At 53.8% G+C, this 21,519-nt stretch carries 20 protein-coding genes; 13 read left to right on the top strand and 7 right to left on the bottom strand.

Going from position 1 to position 21,519, the window contains the following annotated elements; all coding sequences use genetic code 11:
- Positions 1-20: 20 nt before the first annotated feature.
- The 3 genes from HP435_RS20895 (at position 21) to HP435_RS20885 (ending at position 3,507) form a co-directional block, all read left to right on the top strand.
- Positions 21-776, top strand: coding sequence for a hypothetical protein (locus HP435_RS20895; RefSeq protein WP_173596825.1), 756 nt, complete (start codon positions 21-23; stop codon positions 774-776).
- A 24-nt stretch (positions 777-800) separates the two neighbouring features.
- Positions 801-1,754: a methyl-accepting chemotaxis protein gene (locus HP435_RS20890; RefSeq protein WP_122963876.1), complete on the top strand. Its 954-nt coding sequence runs from the start codon at positions 801-803 to the stop codon at positions 1,752-1,754.
- Positions 1,755-2,085: 331 nt separating this feature from the next.
- Complete coding sequence (locus HP435_RS20885; protein WP_122963877.1) at positions 2,086-3,507, top strand: hypothetical protein; 1,422 nt, start codon at positions 2,086-2,088, stop codon at positions 3,505-3,507.
- A gap of 61 nt (positions 3,508-3,568) precedes the next feature.
- Here HP435_RS20885 and HP435_RS20880 read toward each other — a convergent pair whose 3' ends face one another.
- Positions 3,569-4,255, bottom strand: a complete 687-nt coding sequence (locus HP435_RS20880) for a class I SAM-dependent methyltransferase (RefSeq protein WP_173596826.1) — start codon at positions 4,253-4,255, stop codon at positions 3,569-3,571.
- A 219-nt stretch (positions 4,256-4,474) separates the two neighbouring features.
- On the opposite strand from HP435_RS20880, the gene hppD reads away from it, so the two are divergent.
- The 3 genes from hppD to HP435_RS20865 all read left to right on the top strand — a co-directional run bounded on the left by hppD (position 4,475) and on the right by HP435_RS20865 (position 8,253).
- Entirely contained in the window at positions 4,475-5,566 is a 1,092-nt protein-coding gene (gene hppD, locus HP435_RS20875) for a 4-hydroxyphenylpyruvate dioxygenase (RefSeq protein WP_122963879.1), read from the top strand.
- A 202-nt stretch (positions 5,567-5,768) separates the two neighbouring features.
- Positions 5,769-7,496 (top strand): sensor histidine kinase, encoded by a 1,728-nt coding sequence (locus HP435_RS20870; RefSeq protein ID WP_122963880.1) that lies wholly within the window; start codon positions 5,769-5,771, stop codon positions 7,494-7,496.
- Positions 7,471-8,253, top strand: coding sequence for a LytR/AlgR family response regulator transcription factor (locus tag HP435_RS20865; RefSeq protein ID WP_122963881.1), 783 nt, complete (start codon positions 7,471-7,473; stop codon positions 8,251-8,253). The genes HP435_RS20870 and HP435_RS20865 overlap by 26 nt, the downstream gene beginning before the upstream one ends.
- 273 nt (positions 8,254-8,526) lie before the next feature.
- Here the strand turns inward: HP435_RS20865 and HP435_RS20860 are convergent, their stop codons facing one another.
- The 3 genes from HP435_RS20860 to HP435_RS20855 all read right to left on the bottom strand — a co-directional run bounded on the left by HP435_RS20860 (position 8,527) and on the right by HP435_RS20855 (position 9,685).
- Positions 8,527-9,012, bottom strand: coding sequence for an LPXTG cell wall anchor domain-containing protein (locus tag HP435_RS20860; protein ID WP_122963882.1), 486 nt, complete (start codon positions 9,010-9,012; stop codon positions 8,527-8,529).
- 153 nt (positions 9,013-9,165) lie between these two features.
- A complete protein-coding gene (locus HP435_RS29135; RefSeq protein WP_255679119.1) occupies positions 9,166-9,288 on the bottom strand; it encodes a hypothetical protein in 123 nt (40 codons plus the stop codon).
- Between the two features lie 28 nt (positions 9,289-9,316).
- The gene (locus HP435_RS20855; RefSeq protein WP_173599085.1) at positions 9,317-9,685 is read right to left on the bottom strand and encodes a hypothetical protein; all 369 of its coding nucleotides are present in this window, start codon (positions 9,683-9,685) and stop codon (positions 9,317-9,319) included.
- A 231-nt stretch (positions 9,686-9,916) separates the two neighbouring features.
- On the opposite strand from HP435_RS20855, the gene HP435_RS20850 reads away from it, so the two are divergent.
- From HP435_RS20850 to HP435_RS20835, 4 genes are all read left to right on the top strand, one after another.
- On the top strand, positions 9,917-12,007 hold the full coding sequence (locus tag HP435_RS20850) for a carbon starvation CstA family protein (RefSeq protein WP_173599086.1): 2,091 nt from the start codon (positions 9,917-9,919) through the stop codon (positions 12,005-12,007).
- Positions 12,004-12,216 (top strand): CstA-like transporter-associated (seleno)protein, encoded by a 213-nt coding sequence (locus HP435_RS20845; RefSeq protein WP_063227988.1) that lies wholly within the window; start codon positions 12,004-12,006, stop codon positions 12,214-12,216. Before HP435_RS20850 ends, HP435_RS20845 begins: the two co-directional genes overlap by 4 nt.
- Before the next feature lie 175 nt (positions 12,217-12,391).
- Positions 12,392-13,210 carry an inositol monophosphatase family protein gene (locus tag HP435_RS20840; RefSeq protein WP_122963885.1) on the top strand — a complete coding sequence of 273 codons (819 nt, stop codon included), beginning with the start codon at positions 12,392-12,394 and terminating at the stop codon, positions 13,208-13,210.
- A gap of 188 nt (positions 13,211-13,398) precedes the next feature.
- A complete protein-coding gene (locus HP435_RS20835; RefSeq protein ID WP_229049727.1) occupies positions 13,399-14,499 on the top strand; it encodes a glycoside hydrolase family 15 protein in 1,101 nt (366 codons plus the stop codon).
- Between the two features lie 50 nt (positions 14,500-14,549).
- Here the strand turns inward: HP435_RS20835 and HP435_RS20830 are convergent, their stop codons facing one another.
- Complete coding sequence (locus HP435_RS20830; RefSeq protein ID WP_173599088.1) at positions 14,550-15,665, bottom strand: S-layer homology domain-containing protein; 1,116 nt, start codon at positions 15,663-15,665, stop codon at positions 14,550-14,552.
- A gap of 85 nt (positions 15,666-15,750) precedes the next feature.
- A complete protein-coding gene (locus tag HP435_RS20825; RefSeq protein ID WP_173599089.1) occupies positions 15,751-16,659 on the bottom strand; it encodes a DMT family transporter in 909 nt (302 codons plus the stop codon).
- A gap of 153 nt (positions 16,660-16,812) precedes the next feature.
- On the opposite strand from HP435_RS20825, the gene HP435_RS20820 reads away from it, so the two are divergent.
- Positions 16,813-18,261 carry an aminotransferase-like domain-containing protein gene (locus HP435_RS20820; protein WP_229049726.1) on the top strand — a complete coding sequence of 483 codons (1,449 nt, stop codon included), beginning with the start codon at positions 16,813-16,815 and terminating at the stop codon, positions 18,259-18,261.
- Positions 18,262-18,878: 617 nt separating this feature from the next.
- Here HP435_RS20820 and HP435_RS20815 read toward each other — a convergent pair.
- Positions 18,879-19,781 carry a LysR family transcriptional regulator gene (locus HP435_RS20815; protein WP_229049725.1) on the bottom strand — a complete coding sequence of 301 codons (903 nt, stop codon included), beginning with the start codon at positions 19,779-19,781 and terminating at the stop codon, positions 18,879-18,881.
- A gap of 134 nt (positions 19,782-19,915) precedes the next feature.
- On the opposite strand from HP435_RS20815, the gene HP435_RS20810 reads away from it, so the two are divergent.
- Both HP435_RS20810 and HP435_RS20805 read left to right on the top strand, forming a co-directional pair.
- Positions 19,916-20,707: a SagB/ThcOx family dehydrogenase gene (locus HP435_RS20810; protein WP_173599091.1), complete on the top strand. Its 792-nt coding sequence runs from the start codon at positions 19,916-19,918 to the stop codon at positions 20,705-20,707.
- Between the two features lie 178 nt (positions 20,708-20,885).
- Positions 20,886-21,407 carry an SMI1/KNR4 family protein gene (locus HP435_RS20805; RefSeq protein ID WP_122963891.1) on the top strand — a complete coding sequence of 174 codons (522 nt, stop codon included), beginning with the start codon at positions 20,886-20,888 and terminating at the stop codon, positions 21,405-21,407.
- Positions 21,408-21,519 lie beyond the last annotated feature (112 nt).

Raw genomic sequence — 21,519 nt, 5'->3', positions numbered from 1 at the left:
AAAATGAGGTGAGAGCTTTTATGAAGGGATCCCGTGCAGAACGCTACCGCTCCCGGCGGAGGAACGACTCGGAAGTCAGCCGGTTTTGGATCATGGGGTTGCTTTTCTCACTGCTGGTGCTCGCTTTTGAATTCTTCATCGAAATTCCCGCCGATGCAGATTGGCTTGTGGATATGGAGATGGCTTTGTTTTCGGCCAGCTTTACTTTGCTCGCCTTTTACCTGCTCGGGCTTACCTTTGCCTTTTCCCGCCATCAAAAGGCAGGGAAGATCAATCACCAGATCATCATCTATGTATGGTTGGGGGCGATCTTGTTTCACCTGTTCCTGCTCATCAGCAACTTGTCCAATCAGCATGTGTACAAGGCAGGGATCATTCTATTTTTAGGGCCTTTGTTTTTGACTGTCTACCATTTTATCACGTACTTGTCCGCTTTGCGCGAGGAGCGTGAGGAGCAGGAGGCAGCTACGGCTGCTTCGCTGGAGCGCACGGCCTACCAGATGATTTTGGAGGGCGGCAAAGTGTACAGCGAAATCAGCCGGTTAAAAACAGAATATCCAGAAGTGGATCAGATGCTTCGAGCCAACGATTTTCACGATAGATTGGAGCGCTATGCCCTGGAAATGCAACAGTATTTGCAGGTCAAGCAATTTGAGCGCAAAGACGTGGAGTTGTTGGAGGGACATTACTATTTCTTGGAGAATTTGCTGAGTCTCGCCAAGCAGCACCCCGGGATCATCGAATCCCGCGCGTATTCTCGGCGAAAAGACATGTAAAGCGAAAAAGGAGAGGGAAAGCGGATGTTTTGGAAAAAGGACAAAGGACTTGCGGAAAAAGAAACAGCAGCAGCGGCAGCAGTGACAACCGTGACAAAAGAGAGCGCAGCACACCAGGCAGACACGTGGAAAAAGGAACTTCGCGGGTTATACGAGCAGATGGGCGCCATCATTTCGCAGCACAATGAAGTAAATGCCCAGCATGATGGGCTTGCCCGTCTGGCGACACAAATGAAAAACGTCGTAGAAAAAATTCAGGCCATCAACGAAAAAGACGATGAATCCGCCAACCAGCTCTCCATTCGTGGCGAGCGGTTGACGGCTATCTGCAAAGAGTCCGTAGAGCGTTCCGATGCGGGCAAAAAGGCGATGACAGAAGTCGTAGATGTCATGAGCCAGCTGGAAAAGGAATCGACGAACACATCCCGCTCCATGAGCCGTCTCGAAGAACGTTCTTCGGAAATTACCAGCATCGTCAAAGTGATCAGCGACATCGCCAACCAGACGAATTTGCTCGCGCTCAACGCAGCCATCGAGGCGGCGCGTGCGGGTGAACAAGGCCGCGGCTTTGCCGTAGTAGCGGATGAGGTGCGCAAGCTGGCGGAAATGACGGCCAATTCGACCAAGACGATCGCTGATTTGATCGGCAAAATCCAGGAAGAGACGAAGGAAGCGCTCGCCAACAGCGAGAAGAGCGGCAACGCGATCAAAAGCGGACTGTCCATCAGCAAGGAAGCATCGGAGAAAATGGAGGGCATCGCGCGTGCTTTCCACGAAGTCAACGGCGAAGTGGCAGGCGTGATGCAGATCATCCAGCAGCAAAAACGCTTTGCCGATGAGGTTTCCGGCCAGGTCAATGAAGCGCGGGACTTGCTGGACGGCTTGAACGACGATTTGATCGGGCACGTCAAAGAAGCGGGTGTGGTCGATCATCTTTTGCAGGCAAGTTTGAAGGAACTCAAAAAAGTATTGTCCTAATTCATTTTTTTAGAAACGAAAAGTCCCTCACCACAGTCTTTAAAGGTGAGGGATTTTTTTTATGGAAAAAAACACCTGGCAGTGTACGCCGAGCCGATCCAGCTTGGCAGCCATTCGTGATAGGCGGATATGGTTGGGCGCTGGCTTGCGGGAATAGGGTAAGCGCCAGTCGGAACTTGATCGAGTTGCTCAGGACGGCTGTTGTTGAGTCTGTGTGACGCGACATCGTGGGAGTGCTTTCGCGTTAGATGGTATCATTTTCAAGCTGATACAAGAAATGTTTGATTCGCAAGTATGAAATGGAGGAGTTTTTTTCAAACAGGAGGATGAGATGGTTAAAAAATTGAGCTTCTTGACTCTATTGATGGTGACGATTGCCGTATCTTCGTTTCTTTACGGTTCGGCTACGGCGCAGTTTTGGCAAAAGCCTGCTGAAAAAGCAACAACGAGCAAAGTAAATGGCGGTACTCTTTCCACGCGGGAGTTTGTCTTCGGCGAGGGCGAAGTGTATTGGAGCCAGCAGATCACGGGCAAGCAAGATAAGCAGCCGCACGTGATTACCGTTCCGATCCAGGGCAACAGCCAGAACATGCTGTTTCGCTATCGAGCCTACACGGAGGATAAACAGCCATATTGGCAATCCGTTTCGCTCGATCAGGTAAAAGAGCTGCCATTGGCTGCCGGATTCGTGGAAACAGAAGGGCGGTATATTTGGCTGGGAATGCCGACAGTATATGCCCACTTAGGCCAAGGCACGATCCAGGAACATATCGAGCTGGCCCTGCCAGTTGAAGTCAAACAGAAGGCAAAAGGGGTCGAGCTGGAAATCAAGCTGCCGATCAGGGCGGGGTATACAAGCGAGATGTGGGCGCTTGACTCCAGGGAACCGCTCGTGCCGTGGGGCGAGAAACATTATGACAAAATTTGGCTCGCACTCGATGTTTCGCAAAATGCGAAATGGTTGCAGGACGGCTATTACTATAAAAGTCCGTCCACCTATGTACCGACTTCGGATACTTCTTATTGGCGGATTCCAGAAAATTATGTATTGCGCTCCTTTTTGTACACGGGCGGTGCCAGAGCGGGAGAAAACATGGCATACGTCATGTTGAAGGCGAGCATGTTGCAGCAGGAGCCGGAGGGAGATTGGAAGACGCTGCCTCTTTCCCAATGGCTGAGCGACGATTACGGGATTCCCGAAGGCTTTTTTGACACGCGGTTTAACACAGGGGCAGCCGAATTGATGCTGCGGGGCTGCCAGAAATACAACGAAGAACAATTTTGCCAGGCGGCGCAAAAATATAGCGCGTATTTCCATAAATACGCGGCTGAACATCATTATTCCGCAGCAGGTGTAACGGAAGGCTGGCTCGTGGCCGATTATGCCCATCCGGCCAAGCCTGGCATTCAGACGCATGTGTCGCTCAACCATCAGCTGGCGGAAATCAATTACTTGTACAGCAGCTACCAGCAATTCGGCAATCCGACAGACAAAGATTTGGCTGATGTTATGCTGACAGGGGTCATTAACCTGGGAAGCAAATGGATTCTTCCCAACGGCGACTTGCACTATGCCTACTTCCCGAACGGAACTTTCGGAAGGCGGGACTATCCGACTTTGACTTACAACGACTTGGTAGAAACCCAGCGCTTGTATCAACAGCTTCACGGCATGGAGGAACCAACCATCGCTCAGCTGATCGCGAGCAAGCAAGTATGGATGCAAAAAAACAACATCGCGTATTCCCAGTAAGACACGGCAAAAAGGCTGTAGGAGAGGTTAGCTCCCGCAGCCTTTTGCTATGGAATCCTGCCTATTGCTTCTGAAGGGCAAACAAAGTCAGAAAACTGACAGCTTCTCGCAGCTCCACGCTCAAGCGCCCGGCGATATCCGGGGTAATGCCTTCCTTGTACACAGGCTCCTCCGCAAGCAGCACAAAGCCGTTTTCAGCCGCAAGCTGCTTGGCTTCCCACGGCATCATCGTATTTTGAATCGTATTTTCTTCATACAGCCGCCGATAGCTATGGGCGCGCGGGCCTGCTGTCGGGCCTAAAATACCGAGGATGAGAATCCCGCCTGGAGCGAGGACGCGATGCAGCTCCAGCAAAGCTTGCAAGGGAGCGGGCGCAAATTCGACGACATTGATGGACATGACTGCTGCAAACGTGCCGTCTGCAAAGGGAAGCTTGCTGATATCTGCTGTCTGGAAGCGGACATTTTCCGGGAAAGCGGTTTGCCTACTTTGGGCGAGACGAATCATTTCCCCGGCAATGTCGACCCCTTGGACCTGATATCCGTACTCGGCCAGCTTGCAGCTTGCGTAGCCATCTCCGCAGCCTGCATCCAGAATCGGCCCTTGTTCTGCCGACACATGTCGCTGTAAAAACGGGAGAATCGTGCTGCGGCTTCCTTTTTCCCACATCTGCTCGCTTCTTTTGTGCCAGTCGGCGGCAAACTCATCCCATTGTCTGGCAGCTTCTTTGCTCCATTGACCTGACAACTCTTCCACCTCCTAATGAAAGTGTGAACTGGCTTTATTGTACCAAGCGGGCGCTCAATTGCGTACTTTAATTGGTGAAAGCGTTTGAGCGTTTTCGCGTTGTTCCGTGTTCTTGCACGAGGAAGCGCTTCCAATGTAATCTCAATATAACGACAAAATAATCCCAATAAACCAAAAAGTAATAATTATTGAAAAAGAAGGAAAGCGGAGGGGTAGGCAATGAGCAATACCGATTTTTTCCCGATTCAGGACTGGGACTATTTGGAATTTTATGTAGGGAACGCTAAGCAGGCCATGCATTATTTTATAAAAGCGTTCGGCTTTGAAGCAGTAGCGTACGCCGGGCTGGAAACAGGCTCGCGCGAAAAAGTTTCCTATGTACTCAAGCAAAAGCACATGACTTTTGTCATCAGTGGCGCTCTGACGCCTGACAGCCCCATCGCCGATTTTGCGAAAAAGCATGGAGACGGCGTCAAAGACGTTGCCCTCCGGGTGGACGACTGTGAGCAAGCCTACCGCGAAGCCGTCTCGCGCGGTGCGATCCCGATCATGGAGCCAACCGAGTACACCGATGAATTTGGTACGGTGAAAAAAGCGGTAATCGGAACATACGGCGAAAACGTGCACTCTTTTATTGAACGGAAAAATTACAACGGTCCATTCCTGCCGGGCTATGTCGCTTATCAGGCTCCGGTCACAGGAGAAAGCACCGGGCTGATCGGAATCGACCACATCGTCGGAAACGTGGAAGTGATGGACGAGTGGGTTGGCTATTATCAGCGGGTCATGGGATTCACCGCTGTGCAAAATTTCAGCGAGGACGACATTTCCACCGAGTATTCGGCTTTGATGTCCAAAGTGATGCAAAGCGGTACGGGACGAATCAAGTTCCCGATTAACGAGCCGGCAGAAGGACGCCGCAAATCGCAAATCCAGGAATTTCTTGAGTTCTACCAAGGACCAGGCGTACAGCACATTGCCGTGTTGACCAACGATATCATCGAAACCGTCTCCAAGCTGCGCGATAATGGCGTAGACTTCCTCACCGTGCCAGACACGTACTACGAGGATTTGAAGGAGCGTGTAGGCGAGATCGACGAAGATATCGAGGCGCTGAAAAAACTGGGCGTCCTGGTGGACAGAGACGATGAAGGCTACCTGCTGCAACTGTTCAGCAAGCCAATCGTCGACCGCCCGACTTTGTTTATCGAAGTGATTCAGCGCAAAGGAGCGCGCGGCTTCGGCAACGGCAACTTCAAGGCGCTGTTCGAGGCATTGGAGCGCGAGCAAGAGCGCAGGGGCAACCTGTAATACGTTCCATCGCCCAAGAAAAGCCATCTGTTGTGCACAAAAGCACGATGGATGGCTTTGTTTGTGTCTCGTTCTTTTATTCTGCCTAATCAGCCTACTCTGACAATTGTCTTGACCGCATCTTTGCCCGCTGTAGATAATGGAGCAAAGGCGGACGAGCCGGAGGTGGCCCCGTCCTGACGCGAGCGAAGAGGGTGAGCAGATGGATGTATTTTTGATGATTCCACTGGCGGAGCGTACAGCAGTTCTGATCGTAGTCGCTTTGTTGTTTACGCGCGTGCGGGCTTTCCGCAGCATTTTGAACCAGCAGGCGACCTGGCGGGAAAAAGCCGTGATGGTCGTGATTTTTTCCGCGATCTCGATTCTCGGGACGTACAACGGGATCTGGTATCAGGACGCGATCGCCAATTCCCGCGTGATCGGCACGGTGGTAGCCGGACTGCTGGCAGGGCCAGGGGTAGGGCTGATGACAGGGCTGGTTGCCGGCATTCACCGCTACTCGCTGGGAGGCTTTACGGATTTGGCCTGCACGATTTCGACGATCAGCGAAGGCGTAATGGCCGGATGGATTTATCAGTTTCGGCGCAACCGCAATCAGGAGATCGGCTGGACAACGGCGCTCGTCGTCGGGTTTTTGGCGGAGTGGATGCAGATGGGCATCATTTTGCTCGTCGCCAAGCCGTACGGGGATGCGCTTGCCCTCGTGCAGTCGATCAGTGTTCCGATGTCTGTGGTCAACTCGTTCGGCATCGCCATTTTGATCATCATTATTGACCTGGCGAAAAAAGAAGAAGACCGGATCGGGGCGCTTCAAGCGCAAAGAACGATGCGGGTAGCGGACAAGACGCTTTCCTATTTGCGGGAAGGATTGACCTACGAATCCGCGCGAAAAGTAGCAGAGGAAATTTTGCGCACGACGAGAGTGGCCGCTGTCGCGATCACCGATACACGCTGCGTGCTTGCCCATGTAGGGGCAGGCTCGTCGCATCATGTGGTGGGAGAAGGCATCACGACGAAGGCGACCAAGGAAGTGCTGGAAAGAAAAATGCTGATGATCGCCCGGACAAAAGAAGAGATCGGTTGCAAGGAGTCGAACTGTTCGCTGCGCTATGCGATTATCGTCCCGTTGATGCGCAGACAGGAGGTTGCGGGCGTGCTCAAGCTGTATCAGGATCGCTCTCGCATGCTGTCGGCAGTCGATTTGGAGCTGGTGCGCGGACTGGGCAACCTGATTTCTACCCAGCTGGAGCTGGCCGAGCTGGAAAAGCAGTCGCGGCTGCTGGCAGACGCCGAGATCAAAGCGCTGCACGCGCAAATCAACCCGCACTTTTTGTTCAATGCGCTCAACACGATTGTCTCGTTTATCCGCTTCCGGCCCGAGCAGGCTCGCGAGCTGCTGATCCATCTCGGCGAGTATTTTCGCCGCAACCTGCACGATTCCAGCGGCTATGTCAGCCTTGCGGGGGAGCTGGAGCATATTGAAGCGTACTTGGCGATTGAACGGGCGCGCTTTGGCGAAAAGCTGCACGTCGAATACGACATCGAGGACGGGGTGGAACGCTATACAGTGCCCGGACTGATTTTGCAGCCGCTGGTGGAAAATGCGGTTAAGCACGGGCTGCTGCCCAAGCGCGAGGGCGGGACCGTTCAAATCCGGGCGCGAAAAATTCAGCCGGATACGCTCGAACTGACGGTGGCGGATGACGGAGTAGGGATGGATACCGACCCGTTTTTACAGGCGAAGACGCCAAACAGGGAGCGGCGGCGTCTGTCGGGAATCGGTTTGGCGAATGTGAAAAGCCGGCTTGCCTCCATATACGGCGAGCCATACGGAATCGTCATCCAGAGCAGTGCAGGGAGCGGGACGACGTGTACGATACAATTGCCAATAGGAGTGAGTAGTAGTGCTAAAAGTGTTCATCGTGGATGACGAGGCACCTGCGCGAGAAGAGTTGCGCTATTTGCTGGAGCAATTTTTTGAGGTGTCGGTGATTGGCGAGGCTGCCAGCGGCGAGGAAGCGATCGAGTCAGTCATGCAGCTGGAACCGGATGCCGTCTTTTTGGACATTCACTTGCAGGATCGCGATGGCGTCGACGTAGGACAGGAGCTGTTGGAGTCGATGGTGAGGCCGCCCGTGATCATTTTTGCCAGTGCGTACGAGATTCATGCCGTTCGCGCGTTTGAAACAGAAGCGGTCGATTACATCGTCAAGCCGTTCAGCGAGGCGAGATTGGAAAAGACGGTGAACCGCGTCCGGAAAATGCTGCGGACGATGGAAGCGCCTGCCGAGGCGGTCCGCTTTTCCGAGGAGCAATTGCAAAGCCTGCTGCAAACCGTGCTGGCTGATCAGCAGCCCCGCCGTGTTCCCGTCGAGAAGAACGGGAAAATCATGCTGATCGATCCGAACGAGATCGTCTTTGCCACACTGGAAGGCAGGTATGCGAGCATTTACACCCATTGCGAGCAATACGCCACCAGCTTTACTTTGCAAGAATTGGAGAGCAGGCTGTCGCGCCAGCAGTTTTTTCGGACGCATCGGGCGTTCATCGTCAATTTGGCCAAGACGGCCGAGCTGGTTCCGTGGTTCAAAGGCTCGATTCATCTGGTCATGCAGGACAGCCGCAAAACAGAGGTGCCCGTCAGCCGCAATGTCGTGAAGGAGTTGAAGAAGCGGTTGGGGTTTTGACGCGGCGAGCAGAGGGCGTAGCGATCATGCGCCATACAATCGGGTGAGCGCAAGATGGTGCCGCTATCTACCTGTCGTCAGGTACGTGCCACAAAGCACTCCATCGCAAGACGCGAGGAACTGGCGACAATCGTCCGTATACTGCTCAAGTCGGCTGGCGCCTGGACTGTCGTTCGGGCGAAGTGACAGCCGGAGCTTGCAAAAAAAGCCCCCTCTCCCGCACGGAAAAACGTGTCGGGCAGAAGGGGCTTTTTGGCAAGCGGAAATGCTTGTTTAGAACGGTTGTTGATCCTGCTTCTTTTTCGTCAGCAGGAAGCCGCCGACGAGAATCAGCAAAAGTCCGATAGTTCCTCCGATTTGCGTCGACAGGAAGTTGGCCATCAAAAACACGATCGCAACAATCGTCAGGATGGCGATGGGAATGAGCAGCGCTGCCCTGCGGCCGCCAAACACGTACAGCTCGAACAGTCCCAGCGCCGGCCCGAGCAAGAAGAAAGGCCACGTATGGCTCATGTCTCCGTCCGCAAACACCGCGCTGAAAAAGAACAGCGGGGCATAGACGAGCAAAATGCCGCCGGGAACGAGCAGCCCGGCACGATGAGGCTTGGGGTCCATGAAGAAAAACAGATGAAAGCCGATAGCAGGGATGAGCAGAAAGGCAGGCCACAGCTTGTCAATGGCCAGGGGGATGCCGAGGTAGGTCGTCAGTACAAAAATGGCGCCGATTCCAATCAGCAAATAGCCTCCGATTTGTCGCATGAACGTGTTCTCCTTTTGGGTGGGAATGGCAATTATGTCTAAGTGTAACACGATTGGCGGGAGCGTGGATCGGCCTTGCGACGGAGGGTGTCTCAGACTGCAGCAGCCTCTTTCGCCGGAGATTGCGAGAGAGGCTGCCAGTTCTGAATCGATTTATCCGATATAATACTTCAACGCAAACAGACCGATCACGACAAAGATCAGGCTGACGGCAAAAATCTTGATGCTCTTGACCGTGCCCTGAATCATTTCCATTTCTTTTTTGCTATATTTCATAGTTAGACGACGCTCCTTTTCCGGATAGTTACATGGTCCGAAAAAGAGCGTTGTCCAAAAAACGCGACCCGAATTTGAGCGGCATCAGCTTGAGCCGGTGCAGTCTTTTTTGCACGAGGAACAGCAACAGTTCGAGCAGGAAAACTAGCAAAAACAGAACCGTCGCTGGCGGTTCAACCAGGATCGCCCGAGAGAGTCTGAGGTCGCAGGAAGCGATCGGTGCAGGCGGACGGTAGCCAGCCCAATGAAAAATCCCCTGATGGGCGGGGGTATATGTAGCAGAGTCATCTGCGGATGTCCATTCCGTTGTCAGCGAGGCCGTGGGCAACAGGCACACACAGGCAAGCAAAAGAGCTGCCAGCCATGTGCGGACCAGAGCGGAAGAATGCGCCAGCATGGGGTACCTCCGTTTTTGCATCATCCAATTCCTTACGTTTACGAACGAGGCGGGAAAAGGTTTCGGTATGGGAAAGAAAATGTATGCGTTTTCGCTCAAACGGATATGTTGCATCTCGTGCATGGTTTTGTACGGTTCAGCCATTTTTTGTTCTGTGAGGAAACCCCTTCGTGATACCTTGTACCAAGGTGAATTGCCTGAATTTTGGATAAATGGAAAGGGGCGACTCGAATGAAAAAATGGCTTCTCTCTCTCCTGATTTGGGGCGGGATTGCCGCTTTGGGTGCGGTTGGCTTCGGGATTATCGCGCTCAGCCGTGGAGAATCAGTCAATTCCTTCTGGTTGCTGACCGCTGCATTTTGTACGTACGCGGTTGCTTATCGCTTTTACAGCCGATTTATTGCGCGAAAAATCATGGGGCTGGACGACAAGCGGGCGACACCTGCCGAGGTGAACAACGACGGCAAAGATTTTGTGCCGACGAACAAGTGGATCTTGTTTGGGCACCACTTCGCCGCGATTGCCGGAGCGGGGCCGCTGGTAGGTCCGACTTTGGCGGCACAGATGGGGTATTTGCCAGGGACGATCTGGATCATTGTCGGGGTCGTCATCGGCGGGGCAGTACAAGACTTTGTCATTTTATTCGGTTCCATGCGTCGCAACGGGAAAACGTTGGGGCAGATTGCCAAGGAGGAGATCGGTCCGGTCGGCGGCGTCCTCGCCTTGGTAGGAATTATTGCAATTATGGTCATTTTGATTGCCGTTTTGGCGATGGTTGTTGTAAACGCTCTCGCGGAATCTCCGTGGGCTACTTTCACGATTTTCATGACATTGCCTATCGCGATTTTGATGGGCCTGTACATGCGCTACATTCGCCCCGGACGAGTCATGGAAGGCTCGCTCATCGGTTTGGCGCTGCTGTTTTTCTCCCTCTGGCTGGGCCAGCTTGTCGCTGCATCGCCAACGTGGGGGCCAGCTTTTACGTTCAGCAAAGTCCAGCTCGCCTGGATGATCATCATTTACGGCTTTATCGCTTCCGTCTTGCCAGTCTGGCTGCTGTTGGCGCCGCGTGATTACCTCAGCTCGTTTTTGAAGGTCGGCACCATCGCTGTGCTCGCGGTAGGCATCGTGTTGACGCTGCCGCCGCTGCACATGCCAGCTCTCACCAAGTTTATCGATGGAACGGGCCCGGTTTTTGCAGGCAATCTGTTCCCGTTCTTGTTCATTACGATTGCGTGCGGGGCGGTGTCCGGGTTCCACGCCTTGGTCTCATCCGGTACGACACCGAAGATGATCGCCAAAGAATCGCATGCTCCGCTGATTGGCTACGGCGGCATGCTGATGGAATCCGGCGTGGCGATCATGGCGATGATTGCCGCGTGCGTCTTGACTCCCGGCGTTTACTTCGCCATCAACTCGCCTGCTGCCGTCATCGGCGTCGATGCTGCGGCCGCCGCGCAGACGATTACAGGCTGGGGCTTTACCGTGTCGCCCGATCATTTGACGACGCTTGCCAACGACATTCAGGAAAAAACCATTTTGTCCCGGACAGGCGGAGCACCGTCTCTGGCTATCGGCATGGCGACGATCTTCTCCGGCATTTTGGGCGGAAAAGCACTGATGGCGTTTTGGTACCACTTCGCGATTTTGTTTGAAGCGGTGTTCATTTTGACGACGATTGACGCGGGAACCCGGGTGGGCCGCTTCATGGTTCAGGATATGCTCGGCAACGTGATCCCGAAAATGAAGCAAGTCAACTGGCTGCCGGGGAACCTGATCGGCTCGGCGATCATTACATTCGGCTGGGGCTACTTCCTGCTCCAGGGCGTCATGGACCCGCTCGGTGGCATCTACACGCTGTGGCCGCTGTTCGGTATCGCCAACCAGATGCTCGCCGCGATCGCCTTTACAGTCGGCACGACGCTGATTTTCAAAATGGGCAAGGCCGCTTATTCGTGGGTCACGCTTGTGCCTATGGCGTGGTTGACGACTGCTACCTTGACCGCAGGCTGGCAAAAGCTGTTCCATGCCGATCCGAAAATCGGCTTCCTCGCTCACGCAGACGCTTTCCAGAAGGCGTTGGATTCCGGAACGCTACCAAACGGGGGAAAGACGATCGAGGCCGCGCAAAAAATGATCATGAACGACCATATCGACGCAGCGGTGTGCGCGATTTTCATGGTCATCACCGCGGGGATTATTCTCGATGGAGCGCGGGTGTGGATCAACATCCTGCGCGGCAAGAAGTATCCGCTGCACGAGTCGCCGTACATCGAGTCCAAAGGCGTTGTGATTGACGGCAAAGGACATCATGTCGCATGAGGCGAAAGTGGAGGGAGATGCGCAAGGCATTGCGGCGGGTCAGCTCTGCGATCAAAACGATTTTCGGCATGCCGGACTACGACCGCTACCTCAAGCATTGGTACGAGACGCACGGCGCGCCGGGCATTTTCCCGATGACCGAGCGAGAATACTACATGTACGCCCTGCAAGAGCGCTTTGAAAAAGGCGGGGTAACGCGCTGCTGCTAGTTTGCAACGTCTGTAACAAAAGGTGCCCCTGTCATCAGCAGATGGCGGGTGGGCACCTTTTGTACGCGGTGAACAAGACGCAAATTCAAGTGTGAGCGCAGATTTTGCGTGTGGTGTATCAACAGGTAAAGTATGGTACACTAAAAAGAAAGTCAAGTTTTAGGTGGCGATATGCGTGCAAGCATCAACTCTGGCGGCGCTAAAAGAGCTGGCTCTGCAATGCGCCCGTTCAGCGGGTGAGCTGAGTCTGAAGCGAATGAAAGAGCCTTTTACCGTCGAATATAAGACGTCTGCCTCCGATCTTGTCACAGCAGTAGATAAAGAAGTGGAGAAGCATGTCATCAGCATGATTTTGAAACGCTTTCCCGATCACGGGATTTTGGGGGAAGAGAGCACTTTTGCGCAAGACCCCGCACAGTTCGAGACACTTTGGGTCATCGATCCCATTGATGGAACGACCAACTACGTGCACCAGCAAATCAATTTTTCCGTTTCCATTGCCGTTTATCATAAGGGAGAGGGCCTGGTTGGAGTGGTTTACGATCCTTCCCGCGACGAGCTGTTTTACGCGGTGAAGGGCGAAGGGGCGTACTTGAACGACCGCCCGCTTCATTTGGACCGCATCGTCAGTCTGGAAGAGGCGCTTTTGTGCACGAGCGTGTTCTGGAACAAGCGCGCCGAACAGATGGGCATTGACTTGATCGTCAAAAAGCTCGCGGGAAAAGTGCGCGGGATGCGCCTGCTCGGCAGCGCGGCCTTGGAGATGGCTTACGTGGCGGCAGGCAGGCTGGACGGCTATGTGAGCCTTTCGCTCAATGCCTGGGATTTTGGCGCGGGGCGAATCCTGGTGGAAGAGGCAGGAGGCCGGGTCACGACAATGACGGGCACGCCGCTTCCTTACAACGAAAAAAGCAGCGTAATGGCCTGCAACCCGACTTTTTACGAAGAATTGCAGCAATACCTGCATGTGGCGGAAAATACGCAAACCGATTAGGGGAGCAACACATCGGACAAAACCCACTGGACACAGGCTGCCAGTGGGTTTTGTCTAGGCGAGCGCCGCAAAAGGTGCCTTTCGCGGGGCTTGATGCATATGCTACAAAAAAGCGAGCAGAGCACAAGAGAGCACAAATCGTCAGGCTTTCCATGGAGAAGGCTTGTCTCATAAAAGGGGGAAAGAGTGTGGCTGCCAAAACCTTGATGGCTGACAGTGTACGGTTGATCTTGCAGCACCAGGCGGCGAGTGGAGCGTATCTCGCGTCACCTGGCTTTCTCCACTATCAATACGCCTGGCTGCGCGACGGGACGTTCACGGCGTATGCGATGAATCGCGCAGGGCAACATGACAGCGCTTCCCGCTTTTATGAATGGTGCGGAGATGTCATCGTCAGGCATGAACAAAAGGCCAGAGCAGCCATTTTGGCCGTACAGTCAGGCAAGTGGGATGGCAAAGCAGGCAACGAGCTGTTTTTGCACACGCGCTACACCGTGGATGGCAAAGAAGTGGCGGGCGAGTGGGGCAGCTTTCAACTCGATGGCTATGGGACATGGCTGTGGGGGGTGTCCGAGCATGTCCGGATGAGCGGGGAGCAAGCGATCATCGACAGGCTCGCCCCGGCGATTGAGCTGACTTTGGACTACTTGGCTGCCTGCTGGCCACTGCCCAATTTCGACTGCTGGGAGGAATGGGGCGAACGGATTCACCCTGTCACGCTCGCAGCCGTTTTTGCCGGAGTCAAAGCGATGGAGCGGCATCTGCCCGAGCGCGCATCCGAGCTTGCGCTTTTGGCGGACCGGATTCGTCAGTACGTGCTTGAGCATGGGACGGCAAACGGAAAATTCCTCAAATCTGTCGGCAATCACGCGGTAGACGCCAGTCTTTTGTGGCTGGCATTGCCGTACGGCCTGGTCGAGGTGACAGACCCGCTCATGGTGAAAACGGTAGAGGCGATCGAGCAAGAGTTGCTGTTCGGCTGCGGCGTGCATCGGTATGCGGCGGATACGTACTACGGAGGAGGACAGTGGCCGCTTTTGTCTGCCTGGCTTGGCTGGTACTATGTGCGTGCAGGCAAAACGGACAGGGCACAAGAGATTTTGGACTGGATTGTCGCCAAGCAAGCAGCGGAGGGACTGCCTGAACAGGTGCAGGAGCATTTGCTGGCGCCTGAGCAGTATGCGGCATGGATAGAGAGGGCTGGTCAGCCTGCGGTTCCCTTGTTGTGGTCGCACGCGATGTTTCTCGTTCTTGCTGTTGAGCTTGGCCTGCTTGAGTCTGGAACGTAAAACGCGGCACTCCTGGGCGGGAGGCCGCGTTTTGTTTGCGGAGGCTTGCTTTATTCTTTTTGCCAGGCAATCGACAGCGAGTTGTGTTGTCTGTATGTGATGACAAAGCGCACCTTGCTGTGAGAAAGCACCTTGTCCTCCGGGCCTTGCTTCATCTCGCTGATGGTAGCCGGAAGCTGGGGAGGAGGCTCGATTCCGAACTGGCGGAGCACATCCATGGCGATTTGCACCGCAGTCTGGTTTTGGACGTCGTTAATGTCAATTTTGGTCAGCCCGGCCAGACGCTGGTCTTGTTCGTTTTTGAAGCCGTGGAAATCGGGACCCAATTCGGAAGTATCGTCAAAATGAACATAGAGGACGGCCTGCGTGTCGTCTCCATCCTGTTCGGTTGGCGTGATTTCGCGTTGAATGGTTCGGAACATGCTGTTTACTCCCGGCTGGTATCGTTCCACAAAATAGCCTGGGTGTTGAAAAAGCACCGTGTACAGTTTCTCTTCTTTTGGATCGGCGAATTGCTGGCCAGAGAGCGTCGGCAATTTTTGCGGATCGCTAGGTTGTTGGGGACGAACCTTTAATTGTTTCAAGCCATTGCTTTTGAGCTTCTCCAAAAAGGCGACGGCTTCTGCCCGTGTCAAATAGCTTTGGCCCTGGTAAGACTGGATGCTGGCCTGCCCCGCTGCTTTTCCGCTGGCATAGCCTTTGGCAAGCAGGTAGTGAACGGCAAAATCGCCATGATAGTTCTCGCCATCGGCACCCGCGATGATTTCGGCTACCTCGTATCGGGTAATCGGTCGATCCCGGTACAAATACTGGTTGCGCTCGAAGCGGGACAAGTATTGTTGCTGCAAAGTTGAGTAAGGGTAGTGATAAGGCGCCAAAGCGTCATAAATGGGATCGGCCCAGTGGAGGGCTTGCTTTTTGCTTGGCGGAATCTGGATGTGATAAGTCCGGGCCAGCATGGTGAAAAAAGCGGCGACGGTAACGTGCTCCTCCGGGGCAAAGCGATTTCCCGGATAGCCTTGCACAATGCCTTGCTCGACGGCGCGTGCAATCGTATCTTTGGCCCAGTGTTGTTCAGGCACGTCGGTAAAAGTTGCCGCCCTGGCAGGCAAAACGGACAGCGTGGCAAACAAGACAGCCATGATTGCCAGCAAATAAGGTTTCATTTTTCAGTCACTTCCTTTGCTGTTTGCAAGCGTTAGTGGAAAAGGGGACAAGCCCGTTCATTATACGCACTTGACTGGTAGAAAGTTACAACGGAGCATCCGCTTTTATTTGCTGTTGAGGATGCTTTTTGTTCACGGCAAGCAGCACGCCTGCAAGTGTCACAACACCGCCCGCGATGGACAGCCAGGAAGGAACCTCGCCCAACCAGCCCCAGGCGATCAAAAAGGAGAGGACAGGCGTCAAGTAAAGGGAGCTGGTCGCTTCCTTCGTGCCGACAGCCGAAGTGACGTAAGCCAGAGCCAAATAGGCGACGACGCTCGGAAAGATGCCCAAGTACAGGACACTTTGCGTGACAGCCCACGGGGCGGACAAAATAGCGCTCCCAAGCCCCGGCAAAAAAACGAGCATGAACAGCGTGCCTGCCCAGAGCGTATAGGCGGTAAACGCGAAGACGCCGTATTTTTCTACGTAGTTTCGCTGAAAGGCAAAGTAGATGCTCTCACTCACTGCTGCCAACAAAATCAAGAATATTCCGTTATTAAAAGACAAGGAGCTGTCGGTTCCTAGCGAACAAACAACGACTCCCGTGAAAGCGATCAGCGCCCCAATCCAGCCTCGCGCCCCACAGCGTTCCCGGTAGAACAGAAAGGCAAACAGGGCAGAAAAAATCGGGGTAGTCGTCACAAACAGGCTGGCAACTCCGGCGCTGACCGTCAACTCGCCGATATTGAGTGCCGTATGGTAAACGGAAAAGCCAAGCCCTCCGAGCAGAAAGAAAGCGGGAATGTCTTTTTTCGCGGGAAGCGGCAGGCGAAGGAAAGGAGCAAGCACCAGCAAAAACGCAGAACCGATCAAAAACCGCAGCAACGACAGATGCTCCGGCGAATACCCTTGCAATCCGACGCGAATGCCTGCAAAAGCAGATGCCCACAGCACCAGGCTGACGCCGTGAGCGGCCAACACTCGTCCTTTGGAATTGGAATAAGCCGACACGTGTACAACATCCCCTCGCTATAAAATGAACCCAACCAGTTGAGTTGCTTTTTCCATGGTAATCAAGAAGTGGTAAAATAGCTGCAACCACTCGGGCAACAAAAAAACCAACCACTTTTGCTCAAAAAGAAAAAGGCGAGGGGAGCGGGACAAGTGAGCAGCGAAGGGCCAAACGGCGCCAAGGCAACGCCAAAATACAAGCAGATTATCGCTTACATCAAAAGCAAAATCTCGTCAGGGGAATGGCCCATCGGCAGCAAAATTCCCAGCCAGCGCGTCCTGGCAGCTACTTTTGGGGTCAATCGCAGCACGGTCATCACGGCGCTGGAGGAGCTTGCTGCGGACGGCTTGATCGAGGGCAGGCTGGGGATGGGAACGGTGGTCGTCAACAATACGTGGACACTGCTCGCCACGACGCCTCCGCCGGATTGGGACCAGTACGTCAAGGCGGGCTTGCACAAGCCGAGCCAGACCGCTGTGCATCAGATCAACGAGGATGAATTTAACAGCGAACTGATTCAACTCAGCAAAGGGGAGCTGTCGCCGGAGATTTTCCCGCTGGAAGGGATGAAGCAGGTGATGGAGCGGGTGACGCAGCGGCTGTCACGCTTTGGCTACGAGGAGCCGAGAGGGTATTTGCCGCTGCGCGAAGCGGTGAGCGAATACGTGAAAAGGTTGGGCATCCAGGCGTCCGCCTCGTCCATTTTGATCGTCTCGGGAGCTTTGCAGGCGCTCCAGTTGATATCTGTCGGGCTGTTGCATCGCGGCTCGACGGTCTATCTGGAGCAGCCTTCCTATTTGAACTCTTTGCACGTGTTTCAATCGGCGGGCATGAAGCTGTCCGGTCTGCGGATGGATCAGGAAGGGCTTGTCCCGGACGAGCTTGCACCGGGGAACAGGCAGGGGAGCGGAGCGATTCTCTACACGAATCCGTGCTTTCACAACCCGACAGGCATCCTGATGACAGAACGCCGCCGCCGCGAGTTGCTGCGGGTGTGCGAGCAAGAACGGTTGCCAGTCATCGAGGATGATATATACCGCGAGCTGTGGACGACAGAACCGCCGCCACCGCCGCTCAAGGCCAGAGATCGCCACGGACACGTCCTGTACCTCGGCAGCTTGTCCAAGTCGTTGACACCTGGTTTGCGCATCGGTTGGGTAGTTGGCCCGGAGCCTGTGATTGCCAGGCTCGCCGATCTGAAAATGCAGACAGATTACGGGGCAAGCTCGCTGTCGCAACGGGTGGCAACGGAGTGGCTGGCAAGCGGCATGTACGAGCAGCAGATGAACGAGGTTCGCTGGCAGCTGCTCATGCGCCAGGAGGCAGCCGTCCACGCGCTGAACATGCACATGAACGGGCTGGCAAGCTGGGAAGTGCCCGCGGGCGGCTTTTTTATCTGGCTGAAAATCAATGGCAAGCTGTCCATGACAGAGCTGTTTACCGCAGCGCAGCGCCAAGGGTTGCTGATTAATCCGGGCTATATATACGGCGAGACGCAAGGAGGGTACGTGCGCCTGTCCTATGCCTACGCTTCGGTGGCAGAGCTGTACACCGGGATCGAGCGTCTCGGCAAGATTGTCGCTGCGCTTTTGCAGAAATAAAGGAGGGCGAGTAGAGTAGCTCCTGTTCCGGTAACGGCGGCAACGGGTTCGCTCGCTTGGCTTGGTGACAACGGGTTATGTCTCGTTGGCAGGGTTGTGGTCAGGCCGAAGCGGCTTCATTGCCTGTATAACGGCTGCCAACTGGTTCGCCCGCCTGCCAGCGGCTGTAATGTCCCGCCAGCAGGTTTGTGGTCAAGGAGAAGCGGCTTCATTGCTTGTAACAGCGGCGCTGGTTTGCTCGCCTGCCAGTGGCTATAATGTCGCGCCAGCAGCTTTTTGTGCAGGGAGAAAAGGTTCCATTGTTTGTAACGGTGTCATTAATCTGCTAACCTGCCCACGTCACTAAACCTCCCCAACAGCTTTTCGATCAGGGAAAAGCGGCTCCATTGCTTGTAACGCTGGCAATTAATTCGCAAGCCTGCCCACGTTCCCATGCCTCGCCAGCAGCTTTGCGGTCAGACAGTAACAGCTCGATTGCCTGTAACGTCGGCAATCAATTTTGCTGTCGCAAGCCTGCCCACGCCTCTAAGCCCCGCCAGCAGCTTTGCAGTCAAACAGAAGCCGCTCTTGTTCCTGTAATGGCGGCACCAGATTCGCCGCCCCCTGACGACAACGAACTAAACCTCCCCAACAGCTTTGCGGTCAGGCAAAAACGGCTCCATTGCCTGCACGTACTTTTGACTGTGCACGGCAAATTCGGCGGTCAAGGGGGAGATCGTCTGCCAGTCGCGCACCGCGAGAACGACCTCGCGCCGGATCGGCGGGTCGAGCGGAATGGCGACGACCTTGGGCAGAACAGCGGGCATATACAGCTCCGGCATGATCGTGACGCCGATGTACTCCTGAACCATGGTCAAAATCGTGTACACTTCCCGGACTTCAAACGTAATCGCGGGCGTAATCGCGTTTTCCTGCAACATCTTTTTGATACACCCGTCTTTTGGCATGATAAAACAGCGATCGGCAATCTCGTCGAAGCGCAAAGTCGCCCGATCTTTCAGCGGATGCGTATCAGGCAAAATCACCATCATTTCGTCCAACAGCAGCGGCATCGTTTGCAGCTCGCGGCCCGGAATCGCGGTAAAAGCGATGTCCACCACCGAGCTGCTCATCCATTTGTCGATCTCGTCGCTGTCGCCTTCGAGCAGCATGATCTCCACCGCCGGGAACCGTTTGCGAAAGCTCCCGAGAAGTCCCGGCAAAAAGCGCGAAGCGACGCTCGGAATTGAGGCGATGCGCAAAGTACCGGACGCAAGCCCCCTCGCCAGATTGGCCTCTTCCGTCATGCAAGCGGTAATCGTCAAAATGTCGCGGGCATGCTGCAGCATCCGTTCGCCGATGCTCGTCGGAGTGATGCCGCTGCGACTGCGCAGAAACAGGCAGACGCCGAGTTCTTTTTCCAACGCCTGAATCATTTGCGACACAGCCGATTGCGTAAAACCGATTTCCTCCGCAGCGCGAGTAAAGCTGCCTGCCTTGGCTGCGGCGACCAGTACCTGAAGCTGAGTGAGCGTCATCATGGCTCATTCCTTTTCCATTAGTAAAATCTTATGGAATGTATTATAAAGCATTGTTTTACTGATAGAAAACCTCCCCGTATAGTAAAAGACGTAGCAAGACCAACAACGATTTGAAAAACGGGGAGGATTTTGGCATGCATCCTGAATGGCAACGAATTGCGAATGAATTTATCCAGGCTACATCGTATCGGCTGGGTGATCTGGAAAAGGGCTGGGCTGCCCGCTACGACTTTTCCAAACGGCCGCCGACCTATTTACAGTATGAAGAGGCGTTTGTGCGCATTCCTTTGGGCGAGCCCGACTTTCCAAGCTCCGGTGATTCGGCTGATTTGTGGGAGCTTCTGCAAAATCGCCGCTCCAAACGCAACTTTTTGCCCCAGCCGCTCAGCCTGAACGAGCTGAACTTGCTGCTCTGGGGCACGCAAGGCATCACGGCAGACATGGGAGACTACCAGCTGCGCACGACTCCTTCGGCAGGCGCTTTGTATCCGATCGAGACGTTTTTGCTGATCAACCATGTCGAAGGTTTGGAAAAAGGCTTGTATCATCTCGACGTGGAAAATTGGTGCCTGGAAGGCCTGAAAAAACAAGACGTGTCTGAAGTAGCCTATCAGCTTACAGAGGAGCAGGAGATGACGCGGCGCGCAGCCGTCAATTTTGTCTGGACGGCCAAAGTGGATCGGGTGCGGCATAAATACAACGAACGGGCTTACCGCTACATTTGGTGGGACTCCGGCCACACCGCGCAGAACCTGCATCTGGCAGCAAACGCTTTGGGACTTGGGGTCAGCACGATCGGCCACTGGATGGATCACGACATGAACGAATTTTTGGGAATCGATGGCACGGAGCATTTGTCCGTGTTGATGGCGTCCGTCGGCAAAATCGCCGGAGGGCATTGGCTGGAGGAGCGGCGGCCGAAGTGATGGCGGAAAGCGGGATGGCTGAGGAGGCCATCCTTTTTTATTTACCGGGGAAACAAAAGAGAAAGACTGATTGAAGATAGATTCCGAATTATGGTATGTTTGATAAAAGATTGAATTTGGAAAAACATTTCTTGTTGGTCTATTTTTTTATATTGCTGAAGTTTTGGAGGCTATGAAAATGAACAAGTGGAACCATGTGATCTTTGAAAATTGCAGTGAAAAAATCACAATGGATGATATAAAAAAAGTTGAAGCTGCGCTAGGAGTAACTTTCCCCAAGGATTTTACAGAATGCATGCTGGAAAATAATGATGGTTCCCCAGTTCCTTGCGCGTTTGATTATGGCGAAGTGGAAGGGAAAGTGTTTCATACATTTTATAGCTTGAGTGATGCAGTTGGTCATTACTATATACTTGATGCATATAATGCCACCAAGAATTACTTGCCAGAAGGGGTCATTCCGATTGGTTACGATGCTGGCGGTGGTGATATCTGCTTTGACTATACGAATGGAACGCTTTCTGACCCGGTGGTCGTGTACGCTGACCATGAATTTTTGATCTCTGAATCAGATTTAGATGAATCGGATCTGCAAGAGAAAACATTAAATGAATGGCAAAGACAAGCGATCAGCCCACTGGCAGCGAGCTTCAGTGAATTTTTAGCTAAACTCTATAACTATACGATGAAGAATAGTTAACAGGCTGTGTAAGTTTCTTTATTTGCTCGCATACGTCAAACCGATAGAAAAAGCTTCATCCCAGACGCGAAACAAGAGGTGGTCAGGGTGAAGCTTTTTTCTCCTGCCCTAC

It is taken from the genome of Brevibacillus sp. HD3.3A (assembly GCF_013284375.2).
Taxonomy (GTDB): domain Bacteria; phylum Bacillota; class Bacilli; order Brevibacillales; family Brevibacillaceae; genus Brevibacillus; species Brevibacillus parabrevis.
This window is presented reverse-complemented; position numbering and strand designations above follow the sequence as displayed.